Source organism: Clostridium sp. Marseille-QA1073, from assembly GCF_054863625.1.
Genome location: NZ_JBSVQM010000001.1, coordinates 280,843 through 293,028, shown reverse-complemented (window position 1 = coordinate 293,028; position 12,186 = coordinate 280,843). Strand labels below are relative to the sequence as shown.

Below are 12,186 nucleotides of genomic sequence, written 5' to 3'. Positions count from 1 at the left end.
ATGTTTCCGTATATACCTAATACAGAAAAAGAAATACAGGAAATATTTGATTTTCTTTCAATAAAATCTATGGATGATTTATTTAAAGATATACCAAGTGAAGTTAAGCTAAATAGAGAGTTGAATTTAGAAAAATCCTTATCAGAAATAGAAGTTACTAATAGAATAAAAGAGTTAGTAAGAAAAAATAAATCTATAGATGATATTACTTGTTTTTTAGGAGCTGGAAGTTATGATCATTATATACCTGCTACAATAAAACATTTAATAGGAAGATCTGAGTTTTATACAGCATATACCCCATATCAACCAGAGATAAGTCAAGGTACACTTCAAAGTGTATTTGAATATCAAAGTATGATTTGTAATTTAACAGGTATGGAAGTTTCAAATTCAGCTATGTATGATGGAGCTACAGCTGCTGCTGAGGCATCAGTAATGGCTATAGATGCAACTAGAAGAAAAACTATAGCTGTTTCTTCCACAGTAAATCCTGAAACAAGAAGAGTGCTTAAGACTTATCTAAAGTTTAAGGGATATAATATGGTGGAAATTGAGGAATGTGAAGGTACAACTAATATTGAAAAACTTCAAAGTGTTTTGGATAAAGACATAGCAGCTGTTATTATACAAAGTCCTAATTTCTTTGGGATCATAGAAGAAATTGGAGAAATAGAAAAATTAGTTCATAGTAATAAATCACTTTTAATTATGAGTGTAGATCCTATATCATTAGGTATATTAAAGAGTCCTGGTGAACTTGGGGCAGATATAGTAGTTGGTGATGGACAAGGACTTGGCGCTAATATAAGCTTTGGTGGACCAGGCTTAGGATTTTTAAATACTACTAAAAAGCTTATGAGAAAAATGCCAGGAAGAATAGCAGGTCAAACAGAGGACGTAGATGGGGAGAGAGGCTTTGTTCTAACATTACAAGCTCGTGAACAACATATAAGAAGAGAAAAAGCTACTTCCAATATATGCTCAGATCAAACTTTAATTTCTATAGGTGCAGCTGTGTACATGGCTACTTTAGGAAAAGAAGGAATAAAAGAAATTGCAACTCAATGTATTAAAAAATCTCATTATGCTTATGAAGCATTAACAAGTAGTGGCAAATATAAACCATTATTTAATAAACCATTCTTTAAAGAGTTCGCAATAAAATCAGAAACTTCACCTTGTGAAATTAATAAGAAGTTATTAAATGAAAATATATTAGGTGGATATAATTTAGCTAAAGCATACCCTCATTATGAAAATTCAATGCTTTTATGTGTAACAGAGAAAAGAACAAGAAAAGAAATTGATACATTAGTAAAAGTGATGGAGGAGATATAATGAAAAAGTATAATAAAATTATATTTGAACTATCATCAGAGGGTAGAAAAGGTTATAAACTTCCTGCTTTAGATGTACCTGATATTGATATAGCGAATTTAGTACCAAAAGATATGTTGAGAACAGAAGATTTAAATCTTCCAGAAGTTAGTGAAGTAGATGTAGTAAGACACTATACTGCTCTTTCAAATAAAAACTATAGTGTAGATAAAGGATTTTATCCATTAGGATCTTGCACTATGAAATATAATCCAAAAATTAATGAAGATATAGCAAGTTTACCAGGATTTTCAAAGATACACCCATATCAAAATGAGGATACAGTACAAGGTTCATTAGAACTTATGTATGATTTATCTTTAAGACTTTGTGAAATTACTGGTATGGATGAATATACTCTTCAACCAGCTGCAGGTGCTCATGGTGAGTTTACAGGTCTTTTACTTATAAAGGCCTATCATGAAAGTCGAGGAGATTATAAAAGAAATAAAATAATAGTTCCTGATTCAGCTCATGGAACTAACCCAGCTAGTGCGGCTGTAGCAGGATTTGATATAGTAGAAATCAAATCTGATGAACATGGCAGAGTTTGCATAGATGATTTAAAAAGTGTGTTAAATGATGAGATAGCTGGGCTTATGCTTACAAATCCTAGTACTTTAGGATTGTTTGAAAAAGATATAAAGCTTATAAGTGATTTAGTTCATGAAGCAGGCGGATTATTGTACTATGATGGTGCAAATTTGAATGCCATCATGGGAATTGCAAGACCTGGAGATATGGGATTTGATGTTTGTCATTTAAATCTTCATAAGACTTTTTCTACACCACATGGTGGAGGGGGACCAGGAGCAGCTCCAGTAGGAGTAAATAAGAAACTAGCTAAATTCCTTCCAGTTCCATTAATTAAAAAGGAAGATAATAAATTTTCTTTAGATTATAATTTACCAGAATCTATAGGAAAAATAAGAAGTTTTTATGGTAATTTTGGTGTGCTAGTAAAAGCTTATACTTATATATTAAGTATGGGCAGTAATGGTTTAAAATCAGTATCTGAAAATGCAGTATTAAATGCTAACTATATAAAAGAAGCCTTAAAGGATTATTATAAGGTAGCTATAGACGAAGTATGTAAGCATGAAGTTATTTTTGCAGGGTTAAAAGATAATCCTAACGGACTTTCTACAGTAGACGTAGCAAAACGAATGATAGATTATGGAGTTCATCCTCCAACAGTATATTTCCCATTAATAGTTGAAGAAGCACTTATGGTTGAGCCAACTGAAAGTGAAAGTATAGAAACTATTAATGAGTTTATCGAGGTAATGAAAAAAATAGCTGTGGAAGCAAAAGAAAATCCAGAATTACTACATGATGCACCTCATAATGCACCAGTGAGACGATTAGATCAAGTTAAAGCAGCTAGAACCCCTATATTAAAGTGGTAAAAATAAGGCGTGATGTTTAGTCACGCCTTTACTTAAACTACAAATTTTATAGATGATTAATTATAAAGTTTCAAGGTTTTCATTAGAATTGTTTAAAATAGTGGAGGTGCATTTATATGGATAATATAAAAGATATTATTATAATTGGCGGTGGACCTGGTGGATATGTAGCTGGCATAAGAGCAGCTCAATTAGGTGCAAAAGTATGTGTTATAGAGAAAGATAGAGTTGGAGGTACTTGTCTTAATAGAGGATGTATTCCAACTAAAACCTTATATAGAACAGCTGAACTTTTAAATAATTTAAAACATATTGAGGATTTTGGTATAAAAGTTGATAACTATGAAGTGAATGTAGAAAAAATACAAAATAGAAAGAGCGAGATTGTAAATACTTTAGTTGGTGGTATTGAGAAACTTATAGAAGGAAATGGTGTAGAGTTTATAAGTGGAGAGGCTTCTTTTATTGATAATAATACTATTAATGTCATGACTAAAGAAGGTGAGACAATATTAAAGGGAAAGAACATAATTATAGCTAGTGGTTCTAAATCAGAGATTCCACCTATAGAAGGAATTAATAATCCTAAAGTTATAACCAGTGATGAACTTTTAGACTTTGATCACATTCCTAAAACTTTAGCTGTCATAGGCGGTGGAGTAATAGGCATGGAATTTGCTAGTATCTTTAATGCATTGGGTTCTAATGTAACAGTTATAGTAGCAAGAGATTCTATATTATATGATGTAGATAGAGAAATTACTAAAAGATATACAGCTATGGCTAAAAGAACGGGAATTCAAATACAAACTTCTACTGTGGTAAAAAGTATTAGTGGAGAAGAAGAAGTTATTATAAAGTGCGACAGTAAAAAAGGGGAAGTAGAAATTAAGGCTGACATGGTGCTGGTTGCTAAAGGAAGGATAGCTAACTTTGACGGATTGAACCTAGATAAAATAGGAGTAGATTTTGATAGGAAAAAAATTAAAGTTAATGAGGATTATGAAACTTCAATAAAAGGTATATATGCTATAGGCGATGTAAATGGAATATGCCAATTAGCTCATGCTGCTTCTCATCAAGGTGTACAAGTGGTAGAAAAAATATTATTAAATAAAGAGATCCACAATCCTTCTATTCCAAATTGTATATTCACATTCCCGGAAATAGCTACAGTTGGAATTACTGAAGAAGAAGCTAAAGAAAAAGGCATACCTTATAAAAAGAGTAAATTCTTGTTTGGTGCTAATGGAAAAGCACTGGCGCTTGGAGAAGGCGAAGGATTTGTTAAAGCAATATGCAATAGTGAAGACAATACATTGTTAGGAATTCACATTATGGGACCTCATGCTTCGGATTTAATCCATGAAGGGGTTTTAGCTATAGATAAAAAAATGAAGGCTTATGATATAAAAGATATAGTTCATAGTCATCCAACTTTAGGGGAAGCCTTTTATGAAGCAATACTAGCTTTAAATGGAGAAGCGATACACAGCATAAATAAATAGATTTACAAGGGGTAAACAGTTATGAGATATATAGATAATACATGTACAAGTCCATATTTTAATTTAGCCTTAGAAGAGTATTTATTAAAAGAAAGAAATGATGAGTATTTTGTTTTATGGAGAAATGAGCCTTGTATAGTTGTAGGAAAAAATCAAAATACACTGTCAGAAATAAATGTGGATTATGTTAAAACTAATAATATTAAGGTTGTAAGAAGACAAAGTGGTGGTGGCGCTGTATTTCATGATTTGGGAAATCTTAATTTTACTTTTATAGTTAGAGATGACGGAGAAAGTTTTACTGATTTTGAAAAGTTTTTACAGCCTATCATAGGTGTTTTAAAAGAGTTAGGTATAAAAGCTGAATTTTCTGGTAGAAATGACTTAATTATTGATGGAAAAAAAGTTGTTGGAAATGCACAATGTAAGCATAAGAATAGAATGATGCATCATGGTTGTATATTATTTTCTGTTAATATGAACAATTTAAGTGGTGCATTAATATCAAAGCCAGTAAAATTCTCTGATAAAGCAGTAAAATCAGTTGTAAGTAGAGTCACAAATATAAGTGAACATTTAAAATCACCTCTTACAGTAGAAGAATTTAAAACTTTAATATTTGAGTACATTACAAAAAATGATAAAAATGCAGTTATTGAGAGATTAAGTGAAAGCGAAATAAGAGATGTAGAAAATCTAAAAAAATCTAAATATGAAACTTGGAAATGGAATTTTGGACAGTCACCCAAATATGATTTTTATAATGAGAAAAAATTTGCAGGTGGTACTGTAGAAGTTAATATAAAAGTTGAAAAAGGTGTAATAAAAGATGTGAAGATTTTTGGAGATTTTTTTGGTAAGGAAGATGTAGGTGAAATAGAAAAATCTCTTATAGGTAAAAATCATGAAGAAAGTGAAATTAAAAAAGTATTATCTAATTTTCAAATAAGTGAGTATTTCTCTAACATAAAAGAGGATGAAATTTTAAATTTATTGATAAAATAAAGATGTTAAAAAAGTCGTGATTTTAATCGCGGCTTTTTACCTATAAAGGTTAAATCCTATAATTTACTTTAAAATATAGATTAAAAAAACTAGCCATTAAACATAATTTTATCCTAAGAAACCGTGGCTTTGAACCACGGCTATTTATTAATCCAAAAGTGTTCTTTTTATATTTCGATATTTCTTTATATAATACTCTCTATTTAATGCTATTTCATCTATAGCATATAAAAGTCTATTAATTTCATCTATAGTATTGTACATGCCAAAGCTAATTCTCACAGTTCCAGGATAAACTTCTTTAGGAAGGGACATATTTCTAACAATCTCTTCTTGGCTTACATTTAGTAATTTCTGCATATAAGGTTGAGCACAAAAACAGCCACTTCTTACTGCAATGCCAAATTCATAAGAGAGAATTTTAGCTAAAGTTCCATGATGAACTCCCTCTATATTAAAAGAAATTATACTAACTTTATCATTAAAATTTAAATAGTCTCCATAAAGAGTTACATAAGGAATTAATAAAAGGTTAGCAGTAGCATATTCTGTTAAATATCTCTCATAGTTTTCCAAGTTTTTCATTCCTAAAGATGATAATTTTCTAATAGAGGAAACAATAGCTAATGCACCTAGAACATCTGGACTTCCTGCCTCATGCTTATCAGGAGATGAAGCCCACCTCACATAGTCAGGAGTTACAAAGGAAATAGTTCCTCCTCCTACATGATCTGGATGGCAATGTTCAAAAGTTTCTTTTGGACCTATTAACACCCCAGAACCAAAAGGAGCGTAGATTTTATGACCAGAAAAAGCTATGAAATCTATATGGTCATCACAATTAAAAGGTCTTAAATCTACAGGGGCATGTGGAACTAATTGAGCACCGTCTACTAATAGCTTACAATCATATTTATGAACTAACCTGGAAATACTATAGATGTGATTTTTATGACCGGTTACATTAGAAGCGCCAGTTATAGTTACAAGTTTTATATTTCCTTGATATTTAATTAATTTATTTTCTAAATCATTAAGATCTAAATTACCAGCGTTATCAATATTTATATAATCAACTTTATACTTTGCTCTCCAAGGTAGATCATTGGAATGATGTTCCATGTAGCTAGATAATATTACTTTATCTTCATCGTCTTCGTAGAGGATGTTACAAAGTTTATTTATAGCTTCACTACAATTTTTTACAAAAATAGTTTGCATATAATTAGGGTCATAATTTACAAACTTACCAACCACGTCTCTACTTTCTTCATACAGCATAGTAGAAACTTGAGATTTGTATCCTTCACCACGATGAACAGAAGAATAGTAAGGTGAGAAGTGAATAATATCATCTAATACACAGAAAAGAGGAGGTGTAGTTGCAGCATTATCAAAATTTATGCCAGTTACTAAGGTACCGTCTATTAAAGGTACTTTATTGTTGACACCTACTACTAGTTTTCTATATACGTTATTATATTTACTACTCATTTTTTACCTCCTTTCATATATAGCATTTATAGCTATATGGTACTACCCTTATAATCATAATATTAAATACTATAATAATTGGTACAAATAATAGAAACATTGAATTATTAATTGTTGACATGATTACTCTGGTTTGATATTATCAAAGTGTAGTAAAACACTCAACATTAAGGAGTGAGAGAATGAAATTATCAACGAAAGGTCGTTATGGTGTTAAAGCTATGGTTGACTTAGCTATACGCTATGGGAAAGAACCAGTTTCAATAAAGACCATTTCAGAAAGACAAAATATATCGGAATACTATTTAGAGCAATTATTTTCTACATTGAGAAAATCAGGACTTATTAAGAGCATAAGAGGTGCTATGGGTGGATATGTGTTAGGTAAAGCGCCGGATGAAATAAGAATTTATGATATTTTAGAGGTGTTAGAAGGACCAATAGAAATATCCCATTGTCTAGATACAGAGTCCTGCAACAACATAGATTGTTGTGCTACAAGATTAGTATGGAAAAAAATTAAAGATAGTATAGACAATGTTACAATGTCTATTACTCTTAAAGATATAGTAGAAGATTATATGGATATTTCCAAATTAAAAGGAGTGACAACTAATCATGAGTAAAACTGTTTACATGGATTATGCAGCGACAACTTACACAAAACCAGAGGTTTTAGATGAGATGATTCCATATTTTACACAATTTTATGGTAATCCATCATCTATATACTCAATTTCAAGAGAAACTAAAAAAGCCTTAGATTTGGCAAGAGATAGAGTAGCCAAAGCTATAAATGCAGATAGAAGTGAAATTTACTTTACTGGTGGTGGATCTGAAGCAGATAACTGGGCTATAAAAGGTATTGCTTTTGCTCATAAAAATAAAGGAAATCATATTATAACAACTAAAATAGAGCATCATGCAGTTTTACATGCTTGTGAGTATCTTGAGAAAAACCACGGATTTGAAGTTACATATTTAGATGTTAATGAAGAAGGACTAATAAATATTGAGGACTTAAAAAATGCTATAACAGATAAGACTATATTGGTAACTATAATGTTTGCCAATAATGAAATTGGAGTAATCCAATCAATAAAAGAAATAGGTCAAATTTGTAGAGATAAGAAGGTATTCTTTCATACAGATGCAGTTCAAGCAGTAGGAAATGTACCAATAGATGTAAAAGATATGAATATAGATTTATTATCATTAGCTGCCCATAAAATTTATGGACCTAAAGGTATAGGTGTTTTATATATTAAAAAAGGTATAAAAATTCACAATTTAATTCATGGTGGAGCTCAAGAGAAAAATAGAAGAGCTGGTACTGAAGATGTAGCAGGAATAGTTGGTCTTGGAAAGGCTATTGAACTTGCAGTAGACAATATGGAAGAGCATAATAGAAATTTAATAGCATTAAGAGATAAACTTATAGATGGATTACTTAAAATACCATACACAAAATTAAACGGACCATCAGGAGAAAAAAGATTACCAGGTAATGTAAACGTATGTTTTAAATTTATAGAAGGTGAATCTGTATTATTAATGTTAGATGCAATGGGAATTTGTGCTTCAAGTGGAAGTGCTTGTACATCTGGATCATTAGACCCATCACATGTATTATTAGCAATAGGATTACCTCATGAGATAGCTCATGGCTCACTAAGATTAAGTATTGGTGATGGAACAACAGAAGAAGAAGTGGATTACGTATTAGAAAAAGTTCCTTCAATAGTTCAAAGATTAAGAGATATGTCACCGCTATATGATGACTTTTTAAAAGGAGAGGAAAAATAATGATGTACAGCGAAAAAGTAATGGATCATTTTACAAATCCAAGAAACGTTGGAGAAATTGTTGATGCTAATGGCATAGGAGAAGTAGGAAATGCCAAATGCGGAGATATAATGAAGGTTTATTTAAAAGTAGAAAATAATGTAGTTGTAGATGCTAAATTTAAGACTTTTGGATGTGGTTCTGCTATAGCTTCATCAAGTATGGCTACAGAACTTATAAAAGGAAAAACTGTTGAAGAAGCATGGGATTTAACAAATTTAGCAGTGGCAGAAGCATTGGATGGTCTTCCACCGATAAAAATGCATTGCTCAGTACTTGCAGAAGAAGCAATTCATAAGGCAATAAATGATTATAGAGTTAAAGAAGGCCTAACTCCATGGGATTTTAAAGAAACAGATCATGATGAGTTACATGCTAATGTACACGGAGAATAGGTGAAATAATTATGAAAAAAAAAGTTGTTATAGGAATGAGTGGGGGAGTAGATAGTTCTGTTGCAGCATATCTCTTGAAGGAACAAGGATATGAAGTTATAGGAATTATGATGAAGCTAGCTCCTGATGATCCTGAATATGCGGAAAATGAAGGTGGATGTTGTTCACTATCTGCAGTATTGGATGCTAGAAGGGTAGCTGATAAATTAGAGATTCCATTTTATGTAATGAACTTTAAAAGACCTTTCCAAACTCTTGTAATTAACAATTTTGTTGATGAATACTTTAGTGGAAGAACTCCCAACCCATGTATTATGTGTAATAAACATATAAAATTTGAGGAGTTGTTAAGAAAAGCTATGGCATTAGGTGCTGATTATATTGCAACAGGTCACTATGCAACTATAGAAAATGTAAATGGTAGATATTTGCTTAAGAGATCGCAAGATGATAAGAAAGATCAAACCTATGCTCTTTATACTTTAACTCAAGACCAGTTAGCACATACCTTAATGCCTTGTGGATCATATTCCAAGACTGAAATTAGAGAAATTGCAGAGAAAATCGGTCTAGAGGTATTTAGAAAGAAAGATTCTCAGGAAATATGTTTTGTTCCGGATAATAATCATGGAAAATTTATTGAAAAATTTACTGGTAAAACTTTAAATCCAGGAAAATTTGTAGATAAAAATGGAAATGTATTAGGAACACATAAGGGTATAGTTTACTATACTATAGGTCAAAGAAAAGGATTAGGAATTGCATTAGGTAAACCTATGTTTGTTACAGATATAATTCCAGAAAAAAATCAAGTGGTACTTGGTGATGAAGAAGATATATTCAAAACAGAATTAATTGCAAAAGATATTAACTTAATTCCTTTTGATAAATTTGAAGGTGAAATGAAGGTTACTGCAAAGGTTAGGTATTCTGCAAAACCAGCAGTTGCTACAATAACTCAATTAGATAATGATAAAGTGAAAATTAAGTTCGAAGAAAAACAAAGAGCTATAACAAAAGGCCAATCAGTTGTATTTTATGATGGAGATATTGTTGTTGGTGGTGGAATTATAGACGAAATATTATAAGATGTCTAAAATGAAAAACTACTAGAGTATAGAAAGTTTATTTTATGCTATTAAGTTGATAGATTTCGTTAATAGGAGTACTGATAACGGCTTGTATCATATAGTATGTTATGAAATAAGTTATCTAGTAGTTTGCTTAGGCATTGTAGAGATATAATAAATTAGGATATTTGGAATTCCAAATATCCTAATTTATTATAAAAATTTCTTAGAGTAATTTTATAAAAAGGAGATTTTTATGGAGTATAGTGATAAATTATTAGAACATTTTTATAGTCCTAGAAATGTAGGAACTTTACCTGATGCAGATGGCATAGGTGAAGCTGGAGATGCTAATTGCGGAGATATCATGAAGATATATATAAAAGTAGAAAACAATACTATAAAGGATGTTAGATTTATGACTTTTGGTTGTGGATCTGCTATTGCTTCTTCTAGCATTGCTACAGAACTTATAAAAGGAAAAACTTTAGAAGAAGCATGGAATTTGACAAACAAGTCTGTAATTGAGGCATTAGATGGACTTCCTTTAGAAAAAATCCATTGCTCTGTATTAGCAGAACAGACCATACATAAAGCTATTAATAATTATAGAGAAAAATTAGGCCTAGAAAAGTGGAAAGATAAATGGGAAGGCTAATATAATGGAAAATTGACAATGGACAATTGAAAATCAATTAAAGAAATTAGTTTTAATCAAACTAATTTCTTTAATTGATTTTTTAACTAGCAATACAATTGCTAGTTTTTTTCACATTTGGAGAACTTAATCGATGGGGAATTAAAAATTGTGATGGAAATTAGTTTTGATCAAACTAATTTCTTTAATTAATTTTTAACTAGCAATACAATTGCTAGTTATTTATACAAAGTGACTGTGTCACTTTAAAAACAAATTAATTCAAAACTTCTCCTATAAAGGAGAAGTATCAGCCATTCTCTATTCTCCATTATCCATCCTCAATTGTATAAGTTTTGACTAAATTATTTTTAAAATGGGTATAATACTTAATAAAGAAGGTAGAGTAGGGAAGGTATTGTATCATGTATAAGAGCAGAGATTTTATATTTATGGATGTATTGGATCTACAAGGTGAAAAGTTAGGATATGTAAAGGATATACTGATAAATTTTAGTAAAAGGGAAGTTATAGGTTTTGAAGTAACCCCCTACAAGCTTTTTAGGAAAAACTTTAGCATTTTAAAAGAAGATATTATTTATTTTAATGGAGCAATGATAATAAATAAAATAAATAAAGAAGAATATTTAGCTTTTAATGATATTAAGAAAATGTATGTTATAGATAAAAATTCTGAAATATTGGGTATTGTTAAGGAAATAATTTTTGATGGAGAAAGTTTTGAGATAAGAGCTATTTCAATATCATATAGCTTAGTTACAAGTATATTTAGAGAAAGAAGAATATTATTAATCAAAGATATGATTTTAGGAGAAGATAATTTGCTTTATGTAGGATGTCAAGATAAATATAGTTTTCATTGTGTACCTCATAATAATTTTTTATATATAGGAGAAGACAATATTGAAGGGTAAAAGAAGCTATATTAAAATTATAGCATTAATAATATTTATATTAGCAATTATACTTCTAATAAAAAGATTTCCAGTATTTTTAGATTTAATTGGAGTTATATTAATATCTTTTATAATATCTTATAGTTTAAGACCTTATTATAAATTTTTGATTAGCAAAGGCTTTAATAGAAAATTTGCAGCAGCTTTTGTTATATTAACTATAATACTTTCTATTTTAATAATATTTACTATTTTAATACCTTCTATATTTAAAGACAGCAATAATATTAATGATATGCTTTTAGATATTGAAAGATATGTTAATAATCTTAAGAGTCCAGATATTACTTTAGGAAATAATAAATTTATTTCCCATTTTATAAACGTAATTTATGATAAAGTACAATTACTAATAATTAATACAATAGAGAAAACCATAGAAACTCTTATATCAGCAGGAGAAAATATATTATTATTTTTAGTTTCTCCTACTCCTTATTTATTTTTTTCTATCTGATGATAATTT

Annotated in this window: 12 protein-coding genes; 11 read left to right on the top strand and 1 reads right to left on the bottom strand. The window is 29.9% G+C overall.

What is annotated here, in order from left to right; genetic code table 11:
• The 4 genes from gcvPA (at position 1) to ACY1IQ_RS01260 (ending at position 5,302) form a co-directional block, all read left to right on the top strand.
• Complete coding sequence (gene gcvPA / locus ACY1IQ_RS01275; RefSeq protein WP_461612241.1) at positions 1-1,341, top strand: aminomethyl-transferring glycine dehydrogenase subunit GcvPA; 1,341 nt, start codon at positions 1-3, stop codon at positions 1,339-1,341.
• Positions 1,341-2,789 carry an aminomethyl-transferring glycine dehydrogenase subunit GcvPB gene (gcvPB, locus tag ACY1IQ_RS01270; protein WP_461612240.1) on the top strand — a complete coding sequence of 483 codons (1,449 nt, stop codon included), beginning with the start codon at positions 1,341-1,343 and terminating at the stop codon, positions 2,787-2,789. Before gcvPA ends, gcvPB begins: the two co-directional genes overlap by 1 nt.
• A gap of 116 nt (positions 2,790-2,905) precedes the next feature.
• Positions 2,906-4,297, top strand: a complete 1,392-nt coding sequence (gene lpdA / locus ACY1IQ_RS01265; protein WP_461612239.1) for a dihydrolipoyl dehydrogenase — start codon at positions 2,906-2,908, stop codon at positions 4,295-4,297.
• Positions 4,298-4,318: 21 nt separating this feature from the next.
• Positions 4,319-5,302: a lipoate--protein ligase gene (locus ACY1IQ_RS01260; RefSeq protein ID WP_461612238.1), complete on the top strand. Its 984-nt coding sequence runs from the start codon at positions 4,319-4,321 to the stop codon at positions 5,300-5,302.
• Positions 5,303-5,449: 147 nt separating this feature from the next.
• Here ACY1IQ_RS01260 and ACY1IQ_RS01255 read toward each other — a convergent pair whose 3' ends face one another.
• The gene (locus ACY1IQ_RS01255) at positions 5,450-6,796 is read right to left on the bottom strand and encodes an aminotransferase class V-fold PLP-dependent enzyme (RefSeq protein ID WP_461612237.1); all 1,347 of its coding nucleotides are present in this window, start codon (positions 6,794-6,796) and stop codon (positions 5,450-5,452) included.
• Between the two features lie 182 nt (positions 6,797-6,978).
• Between ACY1IQ_RS01255 and ACY1IQ_RS01250 the strand changes: the two genes are divergently transcribed.
• The 7 genes from ACY1IQ_RS01250 (at position 6,979) to ACY1IQ_RS01220 (ending at position 12,177) form a co-directional block, all read left to right on the top strand.
• Positions 6,979-7,422 (top strand): RrF2 family transcriptional regulator, encoded by a 444-nt coding sequence (locus ACY1IQ_RS01250; protein ID WP_291567841.1) that lies wholly within the window; start codon positions 6,979-6,981, stop codon positions 7,420-7,422.
• Positions 7,415-8,602, top strand: a complete 1,188-nt coding sequence (gene nifS / locus ACY1IQ_RS01245; RefSeq protein ID WP_461612236.1) for a cysteine desulfurase NifS — start codon at positions 7,415-7,417, stop codon at positions 8,600-8,602. The genes ACY1IQ_RS01250 and nifS overlap by 8 nt, the downstream gene beginning before the upstream one ends.
• Entirely contained in the window at positions 8,602-9,036 is a 435-nt protein-coding gene (nifU, locus tag ACY1IQ_RS01240; protein WP_461612235.1) for a Fe-S cluster assembly scaffold protein NifU, read from the top strand. The genes nifS and nifU (ACY1IQ_RS01240) overlap by 1 nt, the downstream gene beginning before the upstream one ends.
• Positions 9,037-9,047: 11 nt before the next feature.
• Positions 9,048-10,124 carry a tRNA 2-thiouridine(34) synthase MnmA gene (gene mnmA, locus ACY1IQ_RS01235; protein ID WP_461612234.1) on the top strand — a complete coding sequence of 359 codons (1,077 nt, stop codon included), beginning with the start codon at positions 9,048-9,050 and terminating at the stop codon, positions 10,122-10,124.
• Between the two features lie 238 nt (positions 10,125-10,362).
• A complete protein-coding gene (gene nifU / locus ACY1IQ_RS01230; RefSeq protein ID WP_461612233.1) occupies positions 10,363-10,764 on the top strand; it encodes a Fe-S cluster assembly scaffold protein NifU in 402 nt (133 codons plus the stop codon).
• A 404-nt stretch (positions 10,765-11,168) separates the two neighbouring features.
• Positions 11,169-11,678: a PRC-barrel domain-containing protein gene (locus tag ACY1IQ_RS01225; protein WP_461612232.1), complete on the top strand. Its 510-nt coding sequence runs from the start codon at positions 11,169-11,171 to the stop codon at positions 11,676-11,678.
• On the top strand, positions 11,668-12,177 hold the full coding sequence (locus ACY1IQ_RS01220; RefSeq protein ID WP_461612231.1) for a hypothetical protein: 510 nt from the start codon (positions 11,668-11,670) through the stop codon (positions 12,175-12,177). The genes ACY1IQ_RS01225 and ACY1IQ_RS01220 overlap by 11 nt, the downstream gene beginning before the upstream one ends.
• The last annotated feature ends 9 nt before the right edge of the window (positions 12,178-12,186 follow it).

Coding starts and splice junctions, on each gene's coding strand:
- gcvPA (WP_461612241.1), top strand. CDS start 1: ATGTTTCCGTATATACCTAATACAGAAAAAGAAATACAGGAAATATTT.
- gcvPB (WP_461612240.1), top strand. CDS start 1,341: ATGAAAAAGTATAATAAAATTATATTTGAACTATCATCAGAGGGTAGA.
- lpdA (WP_461612239.1), top strand. CDS start 2,906: ATGGATAATATAAAAGATATTATTATAATTGGCGGTGGACCTGGTGGA.
- ACY1IQ_RS01260 (WP_461612238.1), top strand. CDS start 4,319: ATGAGATATATAGATAATACATGTACAAGTCCATATTTTAATTTAGCC.
- ACY1IQ_RS01255 (WP_461612237.1), bottom strand. CDS start 6,796: ATGAGTAGTAAATATAATAACGTATATAGAAAACTAGTAGTAGGTGTC.
- ACY1IQ_RS01250 (WP_291567841.1), top strand. CDS start 6,979: ATGAAATTATCAACGAAAGGTCGTTATGGTGTTAAAGCTATGGTTGAC.
- nifS (WP_461612236.1), top strand. CDS start 7,415: ATGAGTAAAACTGTTTACATGGATTATGCAGCGACAACTTACACAAAA.
- nifU (WP_461612235.1), top strand. CDS start 8,602: ATGATGTACAGCGAAAAAGTAATGGATCATTTTACAAATCCAAGAAAC.
- mnmA (WP_461612234.1), top strand. CDS start 9,048: ATGAAAAAAAAAGTTGTTATAGGAATGAGTGGGGGAGTAGATAGTTCT.
- nifU (WP_461612233.1), top strand. CDS start 10,363: ATGGAGTATAGTGATAAATTATTAGAACATTTTTATAGTCCTAGAAAT.
- ACY1IQ_RS01225 (WP_461612232.1), top strand. CDS start 11,169: ATGTATAAGAGCAGAGATTTTATATTTATGGATGTATTGGATCTACAA.